The sequence below is a fragment of the Kutzneria sp. CA-103260 genome (assembly GCF_018263855.1).
In the GTDB taxonomy this organism is placed as follows: domain Bacteria; phylum Actinomycetota; class Actinomycetes; order Mycobacteriales; family Pseudonocardiaceae; genus Kutzneria.
Genome location: NZ_CP073318.1, coordinates 7,977,495 through 7,996,576, shown reverse-complemented (window position 1 = coordinate 7,996,576; position 19,082 = coordinate 7,977,495). Strand labels below are relative to the sequence as shown.

At 68.6% G+C, this 19,082-nt stretch carries 19 protein-coding genes; 13 read left to right on the top strand and 6 right to left on the bottom strand.

The window, feature by feature from the left end:
* The 4 genes from dpgB (at nucleotide 1) to JJ691_RS35105 (ending at nucleotide 3,537) form a co-directional block, all read left to right on the top strand.
* Nucleotides 1–654, top strand: a complete 654-nt coding sequence (dpgB, locus tag JJ691_RS35120) for an enoyl-CoA-hydratase DpgB (protein WP_249227211.1) — start codon at nucleotides 1–3, stop codon at nucleotides 652–654.
* The gene (gene dpgC / locus JJ691_RS35115) at nucleotides 651–1,952 is read left to right on the top strand and encodes a (3,5-dihydroxyphenyl)acetyl-CoA 1,2-dioxygenase DpgC (protein ID WP_211763852.1); all 1,302 of its coding nucleotides are present in this window, start codon (nucleotides 651–653) and stop codon (nucleotides 1,950–1,952) included. Before dpgB ends, dpgC begins: the two co-directional genes overlap by 4 nt.
* Nucleotides 1,949–2,731 carry an enoyl-CoA-hydratase DpgD gene (gene dpgD / locus JJ691_RS35110; RefSeq protein WP_211763851.1) on the top strand — a complete coding sequence of 261 codons (783 nt, stop codon included), beginning with the start codon at nucleotides 1,949–1,951 and terminating at the stop codon, nucleotides 2,729–2,731. The genes dpgC and dpgD overlap by 4 nt, the downstream gene beginning before the upstream one ends.
* A gap of 473 nt (nucleotides 2,732–3,204) precedes the next feature.
* Nucleotides 3,205–3,537 carry a hypothetical protein gene (locus JJ691_RS35105; RefSeq protein ID WP_211763850.1) on the top strand — a complete coding sequence of 111 codons (333 nt, stop codon included), beginning with the start codon at nucleotides 3,205–3,207 and terminating at the stop codon, nucleotides 3,535–3,537.
* Here the strand turns inward: JJ691_RS35105 and JJ691_RS35100 are convergent.
* From JJ691_RS35100 to JJ691_RS35090, 3 genes are all read right to left on the bottom strand, one after another.
* Nucleotides 3,527–4,279 (bottom strand): alpha/beta hydrolase, encoded by a 753-nt coding sequence (locus JJ691_RS35100; protein ID WP_211763849.1) that lies wholly within the window; start codon nucleotides 4,277–4,279, stop codon nucleotides 3,527–3,529. The two genes, JJ691_RS35105 and JJ691_RS35100, sit on opposite strands and share 11 nt — an antisense overlap.
* A gap of 310 nt (nucleotides 4,280–4,589) precedes the next feature.
* The gene (locus JJ691_RS35095; protein ID WP_211763848.1) at nucleotides 4,590–5,735 is read right to left on the bottom strand and encodes a DUF222 domain-containing protein; all 1,146 of its coding nucleotides are present in this window, start codon (nucleotides 5,733–5,735) and stop codon (nucleotides 4,590–4,592) included.
* Between the two features lie 311 nt (nucleotides 5,736–6,046).
* On the bottom strand, nucleotides 6,047–6,250 hold the full coding sequence (locus tag JJ691_RS35090; protein ID WP_211763847.1) for a hypothetical protein: 204 nt from the start codon (nucleotides 6,248–6,250) through the stop codon (nucleotides 6,047–6,049).
* Between the two features lie 169 nt (nucleotides 6,251–6,419).
* On the opposite strand from JJ691_RS35090, the gene JJ691_RS35085 reads away from it, so the two are divergent.
* The 4 genes from JJ691_RS35085 (at nucleotide 6,420) to JJ691_RS35065 (ending at nucleotide 13,382) form a co-directional block, all read left to right on the top strand.
* The gene (locus JJ691_RS35085; protein WP_211763846.1) at nucleotides 6,420–7,448 is read left to right on the top strand and encodes a LacI family DNA-binding transcriptional regulator; all 1,029 of its coding nucleotides are present in this window, start codon (nucleotides 6,420–6,422) and stop codon (nucleotides 7,446–7,448) included.
* 139 nt (nucleotides 7,449–7,587) lie between these two features.
* Nucleotides 7,588–10,494, top strand: a complete 2,907-nt coding sequence (locus JJ691_RS35075; RefSeq protein WP_249227210.1) for a discoidin domain-containing protein — start codon at nucleotides 7,588–7,590, stop codon at nucleotides 10,492–10,494.
* Between the two features lie 10 nt (nucleotides 10,495–10,504).
* Entirely contained in the window at nucleotides 10,505–11,410 is a 906-nt protein-coding gene (locus tag JJ691_RS35070) for a DUF1996 domain-containing protein (RefSeq protein ID WP_211763845.1), read from the top strand.
* 205 nt (nucleotides 11,411–11,615) lie between these two features.
* Entirely contained in the window at nucleotides 11,616–13,382 is a 1,767-nt protein-coding gene (locus JJ691_RS35065; RefSeq protein WP_249227209.1) for a glycoside hydrolase family 76 protein, read from the top strand.
* On the opposite strand, the gene JJ691_RS35060 is transcribed toward JJ691_RS35065, so the two are convergent.
* Entirely contained in the window at nucleotides 13,336–13,896 is a 561-nt protein-coding gene (locus JJ691_RS35060; RefSeq protein ID WP_211763844.1) for a QsdR family transcriptional regulator, read from the bottom strand. The two genes, JJ691_RS35065 and JJ691_RS35060, sit on opposite strands and share 47 nt — an antisense overlap.
* A gap of 54 nt (nucleotides 13,897–13,950) precedes the next feature.
* Between JJ691_RS35060 and JJ691_RS35055 the strand changes: the two genes are divergently transcribed.
* On the top strand, nucleotides 13,951–14,703 hold the full coding sequence (locus JJ691_RS35055; protein WP_211763843.1) for an alpha/beta fold hydrolase: 753 nt from the start codon (nucleotides 13,951–13,953) through the stop codon (nucleotides 14,701–14,703).
* A 79-nt stretch (nucleotides 14,704–14,782) separates the two neighbouring features.
* Nucleotides 14,783–15,733, top strand: coding sequence for a DUF1996 domain-containing protein (locus tag JJ691_RS35050; protein ID WP_211763842.1), 951 nt, complete (start codon nucleotides 14,783–14,785; stop codon nucleotides 15,731–15,733).
* 67 nt (nucleotides 15,734–15,800) lie between these two features.
* Here the strand turns inward: JJ691_RS35050 and JJ691_RS35045 are convergent, their stop codons facing one another.
* Entirely contained in the window at nucleotides 15,801–16,424 is a 624-nt protein-coding gene (locus tag JJ691_RS35045) for a hypothetical protein (RefSeq protein WP_211763841.1), read from the bottom strand.
* A gap of 304 nt (nucleotides 16,425–16,728) precedes the next feature.
* Between JJ691_RS35045 and JJ691_RS35040 the strand changes: the two genes are divergently transcribed.
* On the top strand, nucleotides 16,729–17,280 hold the full coding sequence (locus tag JJ691_RS35040) for a sigma-70 family RNA polymerase sigma factor (protein WP_211763840.1): 552 nt from the start codon (nucleotides 16,729–16,731) through the stop codon (nucleotides 17,278–17,280).
* Nucleotides 17,277–17,894 (top strand): anti-sigma factor family protein, encoded by a 618-nt coding sequence (locus JJ691_RS35035; RefSeq protein WP_211763839.1) that lies wholly within the window; start codon nucleotides 17,277–17,279, stop codon nucleotides 17,892–17,894. Before JJ691_RS35040 ends, JJ691_RS35035 begins: the two co-directional genes overlap by 4 nt.
* A gap of 57 nt (nucleotides 17,895–17,951) precedes the next feature.
* Here the strand turns inward: JJ691_RS35035 and JJ691_RS35030 are convergent, their stop codons facing one another.
* Nucleotides 17,952–18,407 carry a MarR family winged helix-turn-helix transcriptional regulator gene (locus tag JJ691_RS35030; protein WP_211763838.1) on the bottom strand — a complete coding sequence of 152 codons (456 nt, stop codon included), beginning with the start codon at nucleotides 18,405–18,407 and terminating at the stop codon, nucleotides 17,952–17,954.
* 83 nt (nucleotides 18,408–18,490) lie between these two features.
* On the opposite strand from JJ691_RS35030, the gene JJ691_RS35025 reads away from it, so the two are divergent.
* Nucleotides 18,491–19,075: an NADPH-dependent FMN reductase gene (locus JJ691_RS35025; protein ID WP_211763837.1), complete on the top strand. Its 585-nt coding sequence runs from the start codon at nucleotides 18,491–18,493 to the stop codon at nucleotides 19,073–19,075.
* The last annotated feature ends 7 nt before the right edge of the window (nucleotides 19,076–19,082 follow it).

The window sequence follows — 19,082 nt, the reverse complement described above, 5'->3', positions numbered from 1 at the left end:
ATGAACGACGAACTCGTGCTGCGTGTCGACGGCGCCCGGCCCCTGTCGGCCGCGTCGGTCGAGGAACTGAACGGCCTCTGCGACCGCGCCGAGGACCAGCGCGAACCCGGCCCGGTCACCATCCACGTCACCGGCGTCCCGGCCGCCGACTGGTCGAACGAGCTGACGGTCGGCCTGGTCTCCAAGTGGGAGCGGGCGGTGCGGCGGTTCGAACGGCTCGGCCGGGTCACGGTCGCCGTGGCGTCGGGCGACTGCGCCGGCGCGGCCCTGGACCTGCTGCTGGCCGCCGATGTCCGGATCGTCGCACCGGGAACCCGGTTGCTGCTCTCGTGGGTCGGCGGGGCTACCTGGCCCGGGATGACCGTCTACCGGCTGACCAAGCAGGCCGGCGCGGCCGCCATCCGACGGGCGGTGCTGCTCGGCGCCCCGATCGAGGCCGACCGCGCGCTCGCCCTCAACCTGGTCGACGAGGTGTCCGAGGATCCGGCGGCGGCGCTGGCCGACCTGGCTGCGGGAGCCAGTGCCGTGGCCGGCAAGGAAATGGCGATCCGCCGGCAGCTGATCTTCGAAGCCGGCTCGACCACCTTCGAGGACGCGCTCGGCGCCCACCTGGCCGCGGTCGACCGGGCCCTGCGGCAGGAAACCGTGTCGTGACAGCGGATTCGGCCATTCTGTCGCCAGGGCTGCTCGACCGAGCGGCCCTGGCGGCGGCCGCCAACCGAGTCGACGACCTGCTCGCATCGCTGCCGGCTCTGCCCGACCGGACCCCGGCGCAGCGTGCGGCGGCATCCTCGGCGCAGGACCAGATCCGCGCGCTGCGTACGGAATACGTTGCGGCGCATGCGGAGGAGATCTACGACGAGCTCACCGTGGGCCGGACTCTGCATCTGCGCATCGACGAGCTCGTCAGGGCTGCCGCCCAGGCCTTTCCCGGCCTGGTGCCCACCGACGAGCAGATGGCAGCCGAACGCGCGCGGCCGCAGGCGGAGAAGGAAGGGCGGGAGATCGACCAGGGCATCTTCCTGCGCGGGATCCTGCATGCCCCGAAGGCCGGTCCACACCTGCTCGACGCCATGCTCCGGCCCACCCCCAGGGCGCTCGACCTGCTCCCCGAGTTCGTCGAATCCGGTGTCGTGCACATGGAAGCGGTCCGGCTGGAGCGCCGTGACGGCGTCGCACACCTGACCCTGTGCCGGGACGACTGCCTGAACGCCGAGGACGCCCAACAGGTCGACGACATGGAGACCGCCGTCGACCTGGCGCTGCTCGACCCGTCCGTGCGCGTCGGGCTGCTGCGCGGCGGCGAGATGAGCCATCCTCGGTATCAGGGTAGGCGGGTGTTCTGCGCGGGCATCAACCTCAAGAAGCTGAGCTCGGGCGGCATTCCGCTGGTCGACTTCCTGTTGCGGCGGGAACTCGGCTATATCCACAAGATTGTTCGCGGTGTGTTCACGGGCGGCTCGTGGCACACGAAGTTCGTCGACAAGCCCTGGATGGCGGCCGTCGACACGTTCGCCATCGGCGGCGGAACCCAGCTCCTGCTGGTCTTCGACCACGTGCTGGCGGCGTCCGACTCCTATTTCAGCCTGCCCGCGGCCAAGGAGGGCATCGTTCCCGGGGCGTCGAACTTCCGGCTCACCCGCTTCACCGGGCCCCGCGTGGCCCGGCAGGTGATCCTCGGCGGCCGCCAGATCCGGGCCGACGAGCCGGACGGGCGGCTGATCGCCGACGAGGTCGTTGCGCCCGAGGAGATGGACGCGGCGATCGAGGCCGGGCTGGCCCGTCTCGACGGCGACGCCGTGCTGGCCAACCGGCGCATGGTGAACCTGGCCGACGAGCCGCTCGACGAGTTCCGCCGCTACATGGCCGAGTTCGCCCTGCAGCAGGCCCTGCGCATCTACGGCGAGGACGTGATCGGCAAGGTCGGCCGGTTCGCGGCGGGATCGGCATGAGCGTGCAGTATGAGAAGAAGGACCACATCGCCTACGTGACGATGAACCGTCCCGAGGTGCTCAACGCGATGGATCGGCGGATGCACGCCGAACTCGCCGAGATCTGGGATGACGTCGAGGAGGACGACGACGTCAGGGTCGTGGTCCTGAGCGGCGCCGGTGGCCGGGCCTTCTCCGTCGGGCAGGACTTGAAGGAACGGGCGCAGCTCAACCAGGCCACGACGTTCGGCAGCCGTGGTCAGACCGGGCATCCTCGTCTGACTGATCGGTTCACGCTGTCCAAGCCGGTTGTCGCCCGGGTGCGCGGTTATGCTCTGGGCGGCGGCTTCGAGTTGGTGCTCGCCTGCGACATCGTGATCGCTTCTGAGGACGCGGTGTTCGGTCTGCCCGAGGTTCAGCTCGGCCTGATCGCCGGGGCCGGTGGTGTTTTCCGGCTGCCCCGGCAGCTGCCGCAGAAGGTGGCCATGGGCTACCTGCTCACCGGCCGTCGCATGGACGCGACCACCGCGCTGCGCTACGGCCTGGTCAATGAAGTGGTGCCCGTGGACGAGTTGGACGGCTGTGTGGCCTCCTGGACCGACAGCCTCGTGCGGGCCGCGCCGCTGTCCGTCCGTGCGATCAAGGAGGCTGCGCTCCGGTCTCTTGACCTGCCGTTGGAGGAGGCCTTCACCGCCAGCTATTTGTGGGAAGAGCGCCGTCGTCGTAGCAGCGACGCCCTTGAAGGTCCTCGGGCGTTTGCCGAGAAACGGGATCCGGTCTGGACCGGGGATTACAGCTGAATCTCGACTGATCTTCACCTGGACTTCTGACCCCTGCTCGCGGAAACCGTGAGCAGGGGTCTCTTTTCGTGATAGCGGCTGCCGATCTTGGCTGCGCTCTCCTGGCTCCGGGGCGCGCCACCCGGCCGGGTCGGCGCCGGGTGAATAGTGATCATGGTGCAGCGGATCTGTCGGTGGTCGTTGGCGGGACGTCATCAATATTGACTACGCCAACCGGGTGACGTTGGCGGCGGTGTGATGGTCGGTTGAGTGGTTGTGAGCTGGGGTGATGACGGTTGAATGATCAATATTCCGGTGTGGACGGTGGGGGGAGATCTCGGGCGAACCCGTTGCGGTGGGTGTTCCTAGGTCGATAGTGGTGGCATGACCGAACACGGAACGCAACCGGGTGAGACGTGGATGGTTTTCGGGTAAACTACCCACAGTTTGCTCCACGCAAGATCCGAATTGAATTCGCCACATCGGGAGCAATCATGAAGCTGGGTGCCGACCCGCACGCAGACTCCGTCCACTACCGCCGCGACCGCTCGCTCAACCCTGTCCTGCTGCCATTCATGATCGTCTTTTTCCTGCTGACGGTGGTCGCCATCGCGGTGCTCATCACCGTGGCCTCGGTGGTGTACCTGCTGGCGGCGGCCGGGGCGGCGCTGTGCGGCCTGGTCCGGCCCCGACCCGAAGGCCTGAGCCGCCGGCAGACCGTGGCCGCCACCGTCCAGGTGATCAACAACATCGCGCTGCGGACCCGCCGTGGCCGGCACGCCCGACCGGGCTTGCTGCCTCGCTCGCTGGTCTCGTTCACTCGCTGAACGTGATCCACTCGACGACCCGCTCGGCCACGAACTCCGCGTTCTGCTCGCCGACGCCGTCCACCTCGACCAGCACGTCGTCGGCCTTGAGCCGGCGGACGGCGGCCCGCGAGGACTCCACCGGCACGTGGTCGTCCTTCGTCCCGTGCACGATCAGCGTCGGCGGCAGGATCTCGCCGAACACGAAGCTGGGCCGCACCCAGAACGCCTCGTTCAGGAACGCCCGCCCGTGTCGCACGCCGGGACCGTGCTCCAGATAGCCCACCTCGGCCAGGCGGGGGGTGGCCAGCCGGCCGGCTTTCCAGTTCGGGTTCTGGTCGATGTAGTCGCCCTTGAAGTTCAGCTGCGGCGTGAGCAGCACGAGACGGTCCAACTCCGTTGGTCTGCGTGCGGCGTAGAAGGCGGCCAAGCCGCCGCTGAACCGGTTGCCGACCAGGGACACTCGGCGCGCGCCGGTCTCGGCCCGGACGTGCTCGACGGCGGCTCGAAGATCGTTCAGATGCTCGGTGAGGGTCCGGTCCTCCTGTGACCCCTCGCTCTTGCCGTGGCCCCGGTGGTCGAAGCGCAGCGACGCCACACCCTCGGCTGCCAGGGCGTCGGCGATCAGCGGAAACAGCCCGTTCTCGTTTTGGTCCAGGCCCTCGCTGTGGGCCAGCACGACCGCCTTGCGCGGCTCGCCCGACGGCGGCGAGGTTATCGACCCGGCCAGCCGCAGGCCGTCGAGCGACCAGAAGCTCCCCATCTGACGATGCTCCCACGGTGGCGGGGGCTGTGGTGGGTTGCGGGCCGGTGGGGGAGGTTGGCCAGGTCGCTCGGTTTGGCGATCCGGATTGGATTGACAAAGTGGCTCCGGGTGGATTTTGCGCGGAGCCTCTGGGCGATGGAGTATCGAGGCGTCATCGGGCAGGCTCCGCCTGCCTCGATTCGCGGATCAGCGTATGCCATCGCCCCCCTCCGCGCAAAATCCACCCTCCGATTCGAGTTGTTGTGGGTTCTTGGGTGGGCCGGGCTGGTTTCGCTGTGGAGTTGTCAAAGAACGGGTGGGGCGGGGGTCAGCATTGGTGGGGGTGGGTGGTGTAGTGGCGGCCCAGTGGGGTGACCCAATGGAGGGTGTTGTCGGAATCCAGGGTGACCGTGTGGTTGCCGTGTTTGAGGTGGTGGTGATGGGCGCAGTAGCCCTTGAGTTGGGTTGCGTTGGTGTCGCCGGCGGGCCAGGGGATGGTGTGGTCGAGTTCTTGGATGGGGGTGGTGCAGCCGGGGGCGGAGCAGGTGCCGCCGGCGTTGAGTTCGGCGAATTCCTTGATGCGTGCGGTGGGGCGGTAGGTGTCGGTACTCAGTTCGGAAGCCCGGCGGTACTGGTCCAGCAGGAGTCCGCGCCAGGGGGCGTGCATGGAGAGTTCGCGGGCGGAGTCGGCAGCGATCGGGCCGTAGCCGTCGAGCAAGCCCGGGTCCTCGGTCAGGCCCATCAGGGTCTCCAGTGAGATGGTGACGTGCACCTTGACCTTGCGGTCGATGCCGTAGCCCAGGAACCGGTCCAGGAAGGCGTCGGCTCGTTTCTGGTCGGTGGTGCGGTCGTCTTTGACCAGGGCCCGGGCGTCCTGGGTGAGGACGTCGTAGACCTGGCGGGCGTCGAGTGCGGTGAGGGTGATCCGCAGCTGGGCCATGCCGTCGGGTAGCGGCGTGAACTCGACCCGACGCTCCTGCTTCGCCTTCAGACGGCGCTGGTCGTACCCAGTCGGATCAACGTTCGCCACCAGCGCGGTGGTGCGCCGAGCCAACTGGGTGCGGGTCAGCTTCGGGGCGACCTCGACCAGTTCGTCTTCGACCTCGGCGATCATGGCGGGGTTGGGCAGGTTGACGATCCGCTCGTCCACGGTCTCCAGCCGCCGCAGGTCCAACTCCCCGCGCCGCAGCAGCTCCGACAGCCGAGGCAACCGGTCCAACACCTCACTACTGCGCTTCTGTCGGACCACCGACTGCTCCGGCTCATGCACCGCCATCGCCAGCTCAGCCGTGTCCTCGACATCGCGCAGAATCGACAACTGCACATAATCGGCGAAGGCTTTGATCTTCCGCGCCACAATGAACGCCGTCACCTGCTGATCGGCGGTCAGAGCGTTGAGATCCACACCCATGAGCAGATCCAGCAGAGCCCCGCAAGGCTCTCTACTCTCCAACTCCCGGGCGAGTTCTTCCATACCTCCAGAATACGCCACTCAAAGATCAAACTCGATTCACTAACGGGTGAATTCGAGTTTCATGCATAATTGCAAAACCAACCCCGCAAACCCAGCCACCGCCCCCTCTCACCTTGAGGGTGGATTTTGCGTGGAGGGGGGCGATGGCGTACGCTCGTCCGGCGAATCGAGGCAGGCGGAGCCTGCCCGATGATTGCCTCGATTGCCATCGCCCAGAGGCTCCACGCAAAATCCACCCGGAGCCACCCCAAAAATCCAACCCATCCCCGCCAAACCCAAACCCAAACCCAAGCCCCTAACCCCCCAAGCCTCTAACCCACCCCACCCTCCACCACAACCGTCGGCTGCTGACACCCCCGCTCCCGCAACGCATTGCCGAGCGCAACCAGTCGAGCACCGAACTCAGCGTGCTCCTGACGGCTGAAGCTGCCGTCGAGCATGGCTAGGGTCACGTGGGGCACGGCGTCGTTGACGCTCATGAGTTCGGCGAGCAGTTCGCGGTCCGCACGAATCAACTTGCGACCTCCTGTTCGACTGTCCGACTGTCCGACCACATCCACGCGCCCCGGTCGCAGCTACAGACGAGGGTGGCCGGTGTTGGGTTGCGTGGACGCCGAGATCGAGACCTCGGCCGCCCGGATCAACGGCCATGGAGAGCGCTCTCTGGCGTGCTACAAATGCTGCATGAGCACCGAGCAGGCGCCGCCGACGCTGGAGCACGTGGCGAAGGTGGCCGGCGTCTCCCGGGCGACGGTTTCCCGCGTGGTCAACGGAATCCGCAACGTGGACCCGGAGCTGCGGGAAGTGGTCGAACGGGCGATCGAGCAGACCGGGTACGTGCCGAACCGGGCCGCCCGGTCGCTGGTGACCCGCCGGACCGGCGCGGTGGCGCTGGTGGTCTCGGAGCCGACCACGCACACCGACGCGTTCCCGGGCGGCGTGTTCGCCGACCCGTTCTTCGGCCGGGTGGTCAGCGGCGTGCTGCGGGTGCTGGGCCCGATGGACGTCAACCCGGTGCTGATGCTGGTGGACTCGGAGAAGGCTCGCAGGCAGTTGATGAACCGGCTCGGCCAGGACCGGTTCGACGGCGTGCTGTTGATCTCCATAGACCCTCGTGACGTGCTGCCGGCGCAGCTCACGATGGCCAAGGTGCCCACGGTGATGTTCGCCCGGCCGGTGCGGTCGATCCCGATCAGCTATGTGGACGTCGCCCACCAGGACGGCGCGCGGATGGCCGCCGATCACCTGGTGGCCCGGGGCTGCAAGCAGGTGGCGACGATCAGCGGCCCGCTGGACACGCCGGCCGGCCAGGACCGGCTGGCCGGTTTTCGGACGGCGATGGCCCGGCACGGCCAGGCCTACGTGCCCAGCGCTGAGGGCGACTTCACCCAGACCGGCGGGGAGCGGGCCACCGAGATGCTGCTCGGGGCCAAGTTCGACGGCCTGTTCGTGGCCAACGACGTGATGGCTATCGGCGCTCTCGAAGTGCTGCGCAAGCACGGGAAACGCGTTCCCGAGGACGTCGCTGTGATCGGGTTCGACGACAGCGGGGCCGCGCTGAGCTGCCGCCCCCAGCTGACCACCATCCGGCAGCCGGTCGAGGACATGGCTGCGGAGATGGCCCGCCTGGTCGTCGGCCACATCGGCGATAAGGGTCGCGACGTCACCTCGGTGATCTTTGAGCCGACCCTGGTGACCCGCGAGTCCGCCTGACGCGAAGCGGACATCCGGAGAGCGCTCTCCTTGACGGCGTTGTGAACTCGCGGTAAAACTGCTGCATCACAACTCGGAGAGCGCTCTCCCGCCAGAGGGGCTACTCGGTCCGCTGCCACGACGTACCCCTGGAGATCCGATGAAGGCTCTCTCCTGTGCGCTGCTGCTCGTGCTCGGCCTGTGCGCACTGGTGCTGAACCCGCCCCAAGTCCATGCCGCCGGAACGCTGCTCTCCCAGGGCAAGCCGGCGCTCGCGTCGAGCAGCGAGGGCGACGGCACGCCGGCGTCCGCGGCTGTCGACGGCGATCCGAACACCCGCTGGTCCAGCGCCTGGAGCGACCCGCAGTGGCTGCGCGTCGACCTGGGCTCGACCCAGACGATCAACCAGGTGGTCCTCCAGTGGGAGGCCGCGTACGCCACCAGCTTCGAGATCCAGGTGTCCGACGACGGCACCACCGGGTGGCGCGACATCTACTCGACCACCACCGGCGCCGGCGGCCCGCAAACGCTTTCGGTGAACGGCAGCGGCCGGTACGTCCGGATCTACGGCACGAAGCGGGCCAACGGCTACGGCTACTCGCTGTGGGAGTTCCAGGTCTACGGCGGCGGCTCCTCGCAGCCCACCGGCTGGAACCCGGTGTGGACCGACAACTTCCCCGGCGCGGCCGGCAGCGCGCCCAGCAGCGCGAACTGGATCACCGACACCGGCCCCAACTCCTCCAGCGGCGAGGTGGAGACCAACACCGCCGCCAACGTCGCCCTGGACGGCAACGGCCACGTCAACCTGACTGCCCTCAACAACAACGGCAACTGGACGTCCGGGCGGATTGAGTCGGAGCGTTCCGACTTCGCCGCCCCGGCCGGCGGGCAGTTGATGATCACGGCGTCGATCAAGCAGCCCAACGTGTCCAACGCGCTCGGCTACTGGCCGGCCTTCCGCACCTACGGAGCGGCCTACCGGGGCAACACCGGGGCGTGGCCGGCGGTCGGCGAGACCGACATCATGGAAGGCGTCAACGGCCGTTCGCAGTCCTCGGAAACCCTGCACTGCGGCACGGTTCCGGGCGGCAACTGCGCCGAGTACAACGGCATGACCAGCGGGCTGGGCACCTGCGGGGACTGCCAGACCGCCTACCACACCTACGCCGAGGTGATCGACCGGACGCTGAGCGACGAGCAGATCCGGTTCACCATCGACGGCCAACAGGTCTGGCAGGTAAGGGAAAGCCAGGTCGGGGTCAGCACCTGGCAGGCCGCCGTCGACCATGGGTTCTTCCTCGTGTTCGACCTCGCGATCGGCGGCGGCTACCCGAACACGGTGTGCGGCTGCACGTCGCCGAGCCCGCAGACGTCCTCCGGCGGGGTGCTCAGCATCGGCTCCGTCGGCGTCTACACCAGCACCGGCACGACTCCGCCGCCGCTGACCAGTCCGCCCGTCCCCAGTGGCGGGAGCGTGGTGAAGGTGACCGGCGGCCAGGGCAACTGGGGCCTGTCGGTGAACGGAAACCCTTACTACATCAAGGGAGTCACGTTCGGGCCGCAGAGCGCCACCGCCGACGCGCACATGCAGGACCTCAAGGAGCTTGGCGTCAACACGGTCCGGACCTGGGGCACTGATGCCTCGAGTCAGCCGCTGCTGGACCGCGCCGCCGCCAACGGCATCAAGGTGATCAACGGGTTCTGGCTCAACCAGGGCACCGATTTCGTCAACGACACCGCCTACGAGGACAGCACCCTCAACTCGATCGTCCAGCAGGTCAACGCCTACAAGAACCATCCGGGCGTGCTGATGTGGGACGTCGGCAACGAGGTGCTGCTGACGTTGCAGAACACCTACTCCGGCGCGCAGTTGGAAGCCGAGCGCAACGCGTACGCGAAGTACGTCGAGCGGGTCACCCAGGCGATCCACGCCGCCGACCCGAACCACCCGGTGACCTCGACCGACGCGTGGACCGGCGCCTGGCCGTACTACAAGGCGAACACGCCGTCGCTGGACCTGTACGCGGTCAACTCCTACGGCGCGGTCTGCAACGTCAAGCAGGACTGGGTCAACGGCGGCTACAGCAAGCCGTACATCGTCACCGAGTCCGGCGAGGCCGGCGAGTGGGAAGTTCCCAACGACGCCAACGGGGTTCCGACCGAGCCGACCGACCAGCAGAAGGTCGCCGGCTACGCCAACGCCTGGAACTGCATCCATGGCCACACCGGCGTCGCCCTCGGGGCCACGTTGTTCAACTACGGCAACGAGAACGACTTCGGCGGCATCTGGTTCAACCTGGAGCCGGGCGGCTGGAAGTTCCCGACCTACTACCAGGTCGCGCAGCTCTACGGCGGCTCGCCGGCGACCCCGGCCGGCCCGGTGATCACAGACATGTCCGTGCCGCAGACGGTGCCGGCCGGCAAGCAGTTCCCGGTCAGCGTCAACGTGTCCGGAACCGTGCGGTACAACGTGATGTACACCAGCAAGTACGTCGACGGCGGCACCACCCTGCGCTACGCCGACTTCACCCAGACCGGCGCCAACTCGTTCAGCGTCACGGCCCCGAACCAGCTCGGCGTCTGGAAGGTCTACGTCTACGCCTACGACGGCCATGGCAACGTCGCCGTCGAGACGCGGTCGGTGAAGGTGACCGTGCCGCCGGTCAGCGGCACCAATGTGGCGCTGGGCAAGCCGACCACCGCCTCCAGCTACCAGCAGACCGGCAACGGCGCGCCGTTCCCGCCGAGCAACGCGGTCGACGGCAACACCGGCACCCGGTGGGCCACCGACTGGAGCGATCCACAGTGGATCCAGGTCGACCTGGGGCAGACCACCGCCATCCACCACATCCAGTTGGTCTGGGAATCCGCCTACGGCAAGGCATACACCATCCAGGTGTCGCCGGACGGCAACTCCAACTGGACCACGATTCACAGCACCACCACGGGCGCTGGGGGCGTCGAGGACTTCGATGTGAGCGGGTCGGGCCGGTTCGTCCGGCTGACCGGGACCCAGCGCGGCACCACGTACGGCTATTCGCTGTTCGAGTTCGGCATCTACCAGTAGGGAGAAGCCCGTGTACCGCAAGGCGTTCCTGCTCGCCGCGGCGGCACTGGTGGTCGCCCTGGCGCCGGCGGCCAGTGCCGACGACGTCGTGACGCACCACGAGTTCCAGGCCGACTGCACGATCACCCACCACCAGCCGGACGATCCGATCGTCTACCCGAACCAGCCGGGGGCCTCGCACGACCACACCTTCCTCGGCAACACCACCACCAACGCGGCGACCACCCTGCAGTCGCTGCTCGCGGCCGGCACCGGGGCCACCACCTGCCTCGCGCCCGACGACCTGTCGGCGTACTGGTTCCCCACGCTGTACAACGGGAACCAGCCGGTGCTGTCCACGTGGTCGCAGGTCGTGTACTACAAGTCCGGGATCCTGGACTACACCAAGGTGCAGCCGTTCCCGCAGGGCCTGAAGTTCGTGGTCGGCGACATGATGGCCACCGAGGACCAGTTCCAGCACGCGCCCGGCGCCATCGAGGGCTGGGAGTGCGGCGACAGCTTCCACAACTGGGACTTCCCGTCCTACTGCGTGCAGGGCAGCCAGGCCAACATCCGTTACCAGGCACCGAGTTGCTGGGACGGCGTGCACCTGGACTCGCCGGACCACAAGAGCCACATGGCCTACCCGGACCCGGCGACACTGACCTGCCCGGCCGACCACCCGGTGCCGGTGCCGATGCTGGAGTTCAAGATCGCGTTCCCGGTCAGCGGCGACATGTCGCAGGTGCACCTGGCCAGCGGCCGGGGCTACTCCTGGCACTACGACTTCTTCAACGCCTGGGACCCGGCGACCCTGGCCGCGCTGGTCAAGCACTGCATCAACGGCGGCCTGCAGTGCGACGCCCGCGGCTTCGACCTCTACAAGCCCGACCGCGGCGCCGCCCTCGGCCCCGACTACCGCCTCCCCGGCAAGTAGTCAACCCCTGAGTGCTTGGAAAGGACCATTCCTGGCGTTGAACGTCAGGAATGGTCCTTTCACGCAGCTCCGGCGGTGTCAGGAAGGGGGCTTTCCTGGCGTTGGACGCGAGGATCGGTCCCTTGATCTTGACCGTTGTCCAGTTCCGGTCAGAATCGACGCCGAGGGGTGCCCGAGCCGTGAGAGCGCTGTCATCCTCCGAAGGGTGATCAGGCTCCTGCCGCTCCTCCTGATCGTCCTGGCCCTGCCGCCGGTCCCTGCCGTGGCGGCCACGACGACCGTGTGCGCCACGTCCTGTGACACCCTCGATCCGTCGAGGGCCCAGCAGGAGACGTTTCCCTTGCCGGACAAGAACATCAACGGCCGCAAGATCCAGCTGCACGTCTCGGTCCCGGACGGCATGGCCTGGGCCAGCATCGATCTGGGCCAGACCGGCGACTCGGTGTGGCTGGACCGCAGCTGGGACGGCGGCGCCACCTGGGAGGGCCTGCTGGGCAAGGCCAGCATCCCGAGCACGTGGACCGGCACCAGAACGCTGATGTACAACATCTACGACCCGGTCGGCCACCGCCGGGGCCTGGTCCGGGCCTGCGGCGATGCGAACGCCGTGGGGTGCACGGACTGGCTGTACCCCCAGGTGTGCGACAAGGCCTGCGACGGGTCGACGACGTCGAACGGCGACACCCAACCCGTTGCCCCGACGACGATCTACGGCCGGACGGTCCGCCTGCACACCGACGCCAACGGCATGGCCTGGGCGACGATGGAGGGCAACGGGCCGGGCGACGAGGTGTGGCTGGACCGGAGCTGGAACGAGGGCGCTAGCTGGCCGGACGGATCGTCGTTGGGGCGCACGACTTCCGGGCGCACGGCGCTGTTCGCGACCCGGGATCCGAGGGCCAAGCTCTACGGCGGCGCAGTAAGGGCCTGCGGCAAGGAAGCCACGCACGCCAACGGAAGTTGCACGGCCTGGGCCCGGCCCGCGCCGACCAGGGCGACCGCGGCGGCCGATGCCCTGATGTACTCCTACGACCCGTACCAGGCCTGGTGGCCCAGCAGCTGGTGGAATTCGGCGGCCACGCTCACGGCGTTGATCGACTACGCCCAGAAGTCCGGAAACCATGACTACGACTGGGTGATCGGCCGCACGTTCGACGTGAACCGGGTGGCCTTCCCGGCCGGCACGAAGTCCAGCGACCCGATCGACGGCGACTTCATCAGCCGGGCCATCGACGACTCGGCCTGGTGGGGCCTGGCCTGGATCGCCGCCTACGAGTACACGCACGACCAGCGCTACCTGACCGAGGCCACGACGATCGCCAACTACGTCAACGGTTTCTGGGACACGAGCACGTGTGGCGGCGGGGTGTACTGGGACCGCGAGCGCACGTACAAGAACGCCGTGACCAACGGCCTCTATCTCCGGCTCACGGCTGCCCTGCACGTCGACACGCCCGGTGACACGGTCTGGGGCCAACGCGCGACCACCGCCGGCGCCTGGTTCCTCAACAGCGGTCTGATCAACGCGCAGAACCAGGTCAACGACGGTCTCACCGGGGACTGCCACAACAACGGCCAGACCGTCTGGACCTACAACCAGGGCTTGGCCGTCGGCGGTTTCAACGAGCTCTACCAGGCCACCGGCAACCAGACCTGGCTGACCACGGCGAACCGCCTGGCCAGCGCCGTCAACCAGGGTGTGCTCACCGAGTCCTGCGAGCCCAACTGTGACGACAACCAGAAGCAGTTCAAGGGAATCCTGGTCCGGTACGTGTCCGAGCTGGGCTATCAGCCGTACCTTCAGACGCAGGCGAACTCGATCTGGGCCAACGACCGCGACTCGCTGAACCACCTCGGCCTGCGCTGGGCCGGCGGCTCGCCCAACCCCACCGACTGGCGCACCCAGGCCAGCGCGCTGGAAGCCCTCACCGCTGTGCCGAATTCGTTCGGGCCGAGTCAAGCAGGAGGTTGACCAGCGCGATCACGTTGTCGGTCGCCGGCTCGTGCCCACCGAGCAGGTGGGTGTACATGAACGAGTCGCCGATGCGCACGATCGCCTGCGCCAGCACCGCTGTCGGCACGGCGAAGTCCACTCCGGACTCGGCCAGCAGCTTGGCGAACAGGTTCGTCGCGCGCTGCTCGACCTGGCCGGGGGCGAGCACGGTCCGGATGAACAGCAGCGGATCGCGGGTGATCAGCGCTCGGATCGGCGCGGCGCCGATCACGGCGTACATGAAGTGCTCGAACACCGCCCGTACGCGGTCCAGGCCGTCGAGGGTGACGCTGTCCAGGCAGTGCCGGAAGGTGCGCTCGGTCTGCTCGGCCAGCACCATCGCGAGCAGTTCGTCGTGGTTGCCGACGCGCCGGTAGAGCGTGGCGCGGCTGAGGCCGACCTCGGTGGCCAGCTCGGACATGTCCAGCGGCCGGCCCGCCAGGTAGGCGGCGGTCGCCGCCCGCACCACCGCGTCGGTGTCGTTCCTTGTCAAGCAGGCCTCCCCTGTGAGACAAATGACATGATTGTCTCACAGGGGAGGCGCGGCGTGACGCATTACGTGGACCACGGCGGCAGCGGACCGGCGGTCGTGCTGCTGCACAGCTTCCTGCAGGACAGTGAGATGTTCGCCCCGCAGATCGCCGCGCTGGGCGACGCGTTCCGGCTGATCACCGTGGACGAGCGCGGCCACGGCCGGACGCCGGTCGACGGCCCCTTCACCTACTGGGACGTGGCTCGCGACGTGCTGGCCGTGCTCGACGAGCTGGGCATCGACCAGGTCGCGGTGGTCGGCACCAGCCAGGGCGGCTTCATCGGCCTGCGGCTGGCCCTGCTGGCCCCGGACCGGATCACCGCGCTGGCCGTGCTGGGCACCTCGGCCGCGCCCGAGGACCCGCAGGTCGCCGAGGCCTACCGCGGGCTGGGCGCGCTGTGGGCCACGCAGGGGCCGACCGACCAGCTGGTCGACATGGTCACCACCATCTGCACCGGCGCCATGGACTCGTCCGCATGGAAGATCAAACTCCGGGCTCTGCCGGCCGACCGGGTTACGCTGCTGATGGAGACGCTGGTCGGCCGGGACGGCGTGCTCGACCGGCTGGGGGAGATCTCCTGCCCCACTCTGGTGCTGCACGGCAGCGCCGACGCCGCCTACCCGGTCGAGCGGGCCACGGAGATCGTCGAGGCGGTGCCCAAGGCCGAGCCGCTGGTGCTGGTCGACGGCGGGGCCCACTTCCTGAGCCTCACCGACCCGGACGCGGTCAACCCGCCGCTGCGGGCGTTCCTGACCGCCAACGCCTGATTCGGCCGAACGGACCTGTACACCTGCCCGTTCGCGGCCCGGATTTGTCGGGGCCGAGAACGTTTGTGATGCTGCCCGGGTGAAATGGCTCTGGCGGGTGGTGCTGCCCGTGCTGTGCCTGGCGCTGGTCGGCGGCGGCGTGGTCACCTACCGGTGGCTCAACACGCCCGCCGGCGCGACCTACATCGACATCGCCGACGCCGGCCCGGCGCCGACCCCGGTGGCGCTCACCTCGACCGGGTCCAGCGGCAGCTGGCACGTCGACTGCGGGCGCAACCAGGAGCGGATGTACAACTCCGACAACCTGGTCGCGCAGCCCGGCGTCGTCGGCGGGGCCCACCACGTGCACGACTACGTCGGCAACACGTCGACCAACGCGCTGTCCACCGACGCGAGCCTGGCCGCCGCCCAGACCACCTGCCAGTTCGGCGACAAGTCCACCTACTACTGGCCCGTGCTGCTGATGCCGTCCGCGATGACGCAGATGGACGGCATGGACGGGATGTCCATGGACCACAGCACCATCGCCGTGCCGACCTCGGTGCGGATCGAGTACCGCGGCAGCCCGGTCAGCAACGTCATCGCCATGCCGGAGTTCCTGCGCGGCACCACCGGAAACCCGCACGCCGTCACCGAGCGCGGGGCCAACACCCAGCACGTGCAGTGGACCTGTTCGGGGGCCCGGGACAAGGTCACCACCGACTACCCGGAGTGCGGTGCGGGGCAGCAGACCGTCCGCGTGTTCGACTTCCCCAACTGCTGGAACGGCACCACCACCGACAGCCCCGACCACCGCGCCCACCTGGTGTTCCCGGCGACCGGCGGCGGCTGCCCGCTCGGCACGTTTCCCGTGCCGCAGCTGCACATCGAGGTGGCGTACACGCTGCCGCCCGGCACCCACTACGCGATCGACGCCTTCCCGGAGGAGCACTACAGCTCGGTCACCGACCACGCCATGTTCGTCGACGCGATGCCCGACTCGCTGATGGCCACCGTCGTCGACTGCGTGAACTCCGGCCGGCACTGCTGACCCACGGGTTTGCGGCGGTTGAAGACGCCCGGCACCGGGGTTTGTGGGTCTTGGAGACACCCAGACGTCACTTGCCGGGCAGGGGCGGGGTTTTGCCGCCGGTCGGGCTGACCGCGAACCACGTGCCCTTCACGCCCTGGCCGTTGATGTCGCCCGGGGCCTTGTCGCCGGAGAAGTAGTAGACCGGCCAGCCGTTCACCGTGACCTGGCAGGTGCCGTCGGCCCGCTCCACGTAGCCGAGCAGTTGCGGGTCCACGCCGGTCGGGTAGATCTTGCCGGGGGAGGCGATCAGCAGCGGCGGCCAGGTCTTCGCGCAGTCCCCGTTGCACGTCGACTTCGGCGGCTTGTTGCTGTCCTTGTCGAACCGGTACAGCGTCATTCCGTTGCCGTCGGTGAGGAACGTGCCGATCTGCTCCGAGGTGGTGGCCCGCAGCTCCAGGTCGTGGCTGCCCGGCGCGGTGTTGGCCGCCTGCACCACCGGCTGGTCGGCGGCGCCGCTGTAGATGTCCACCCGCTTCTGGGTCTTGGCCACCGTCGGCGGCGGGGGAGAGGTCGGGCTGGGCAGCTCGACCACCTTCTGCGCCACCTGGGCCGGTTGGGACTGCGGCGCGCTCTGCACGCCGCAGGCGGTCATCGCGATCGCGGCGGTGACCAGGAGGGACGCGGACATGATCAGCTTGGGCAGCCGCATGGCTCTCAACTCCTCTGCTCGGGTTCGCCGCAGACACGACCGGGTGAGCCCGCCGGTTCAGTGCCGATTTCTTGTGAACCGGGCCGCCGATCCGCTCGTGTGTCACTCAAGGCCGGGCCCGCGCGGTGTGCAGGGCGTCGCGCGGGCCCGGCCGCCTCCACTGTGGACGGTTGTCCGAACGGGCAGCCGTCGGTGGACGGTTCTGCCCCGCGGTCGGCCGACCGCGCGGTCTGGCCGTGTTGCTCGATGAGCCCGATCGGGATTTCCGCTCGGTGCACGGGGGTGAACACGGAAGGGGTAGCTGATGGCAGGGCTGAGCAGGCGCGCCCGCCAGGAAGTCGCCGACGAGGCGCTGCTGCGCTCGCTGTACCGCGAGCACGGCGGCGCCATGCTGGCGTACGCGTATCGGCTGACCGGGGACCGCGCCGCGGCGGAGGACGTCGTGCAGGAGGCGCTGGTGCGGGCCTGGCAGCATCCCGACAGCCTGGTCAACGGCCGGGGGTCCGTTCGGGGCTGGCTGCTGACCGTCGTGCGCAATCTCGTCACGGACAAGGCTCGCGCCCGGGCCTCGCGGCCCCAGGAGGTCGCCGAGCCGCCCGTCGACGTCGCCGTGTCCCGCGACCACGCCGAGGGCGTCGTCAACTCGATGGTCGTCGGGGCCGCGCTGCGCAAGCTCTCCGCCGAGCACCGGGACGTCCTGGAGCAGATCTACCTGCTCGGCGCCACCGCCAGCGAGGCCGCCACCGTCCTGGGCATTCCGCTCGGGACCGTGAAGTCCCGGTCCTACCACGCACTTCGCGCCTTGCGCGCGTTTCTCCCTGGGGTCGAAGCGGGATTGGAACGGTCGGTGTCATGAACAACCCTGATGTGGAGCGCTACCTCGCCGGCACGCTGGACGAGGAGCGGTCGCGGCTGCTGGAAGCGCACCTGCGCACCTGCGCCCGGTGCAGCGAGGAGGTCGCCGAGTTCGCTGAGTTCCAGCGCATCGTCGACACCGTGCTCAACGAGCCGCCGCCCGACGGTGACCTCGTGCTGCAACGAGCCCTTCGCCAGATCCGGGCCGAAGCCGCCGTCAAACGCCGCCGTCGGGCCGCCCTGCTGGGCTCCGCCGCCGCCGTTGTCGTCGCCGTAGCGGCGACCACCGGTGTGCTGGTCGGACGATCCGGTGATTCCCTCGGCCCCGTCCGCGCCAGCGCCACCGACGCGAACACCGGCGCCGCCCTCGCTCTCTCCTTCGCCGACACCTCCGGCTGGTCCCACATCTCCGCCGCCGTCAGCGGAGTCCCCATGGGCACCCAGTGCGAACTCGTGCTCGTGGGCAAGGACGGCCGTCAGACCATCGCCGCCGGCTGGAAGGTGAACGCCGCCAAGTCCACTGTGGACGTCAGCGCCCTGATGGACCCGGCCGACATCGCCAGCGTCCGCCTGGAGAACCCCGCCGGCACGAACCTCGTCACGGTCAACCTCTAGTACCTACGTGAGTGGCTTACTTGGTCTCCACGGCCAAGTAAGCCACTCACGTGTGTGTCAGGGCTCGACGCGGTCGATCAGCTGCCCGCTCCACGAGCGGAAGGCCTCAGTCTGCTGGGGTGTGAGTGAGTCGAAGAAGTAGCGGCGGATGTTGTCGGCGTGCACGCGGATGGCACTCTGCACGGTGCGGCGGCCCTCGGCGGTGAGCCCGATCCCGGCGCGGCGGCCGTCGGCCCCCTGCGGGGTCCTCGTCACGAAGCCGCGGTTCTCCATGCGGGTCAACTGGTGCGATACGCGGCTCTTCTCCCAGTCGAGGGAATCGGAGAGCTCGCAGACGCGCATCTCGCGGCCGGGTGCCTGCCACAGCGTCACCAGCACGCTGAACTCGGCCTTGGAGATGCCGCAGTCGTGCTGTAGGCCACGGTCGAGTTCCCGGGTGAGCAGGCGCTGTGCGCGCATCCAGAGGTCCCAGAGCTCCCACTCCTCGGGCTCCAGCGTCCCGTTCTCGGCCATGCCCGGAATCATACCGACTGAGTTGACGTGTCAACTCGATCGACTTAGAGTTGACACGTCAACTCCATTGGAAAGGGGTTCCGATGACCCTGCGCATCGGCGTCATTCTCGGCAGCACGCGCCCCGGGCGCCGGGGCGAGCAGATCGCCTCCTGGTTGCTCGACACGGCGCGGGCCCACGGCGGCGCCGACTACGAGCTGATCGACCTCGCCCATCACGGACTCGGCAACCTCGACGAGGCCGGAAACCCGAACCACCAGCGGTACGAGCACCCGCACACCCGTGACTGGTCCGCGCTGATCAACGGCTTCGACGGCTTCGTGTTCCTCACCCCGGAGTACAACCACTCGTTCCCCGGCGCGCTCAAGAACGCGCTGGACTACGTCTACCGGGAGTGGAACGACAAGGCCGCCGGCATCGTGAGCTACGGCGGATGGGCCGGGGGCGTCCGGGCCGCCGAGGCGCTGCGGCTCGTGCTCGCCGAGCTCCAGGTGGCCACGGTCCGCGCGCAACCCGCCATCGTGCTGATGCCAGCGTTCGCCACCGGCGCTTTTGTCGCGCCCGACGGCCTCGACGTCGCGGTTCGAGACATGCTCGACCAGGTTCTCGCCTGGTCCGGCGCGCTGCGTGGCGTACGTGAGGCCAAGTCGGCCACGACCGCTTCCTGAGGCAGCT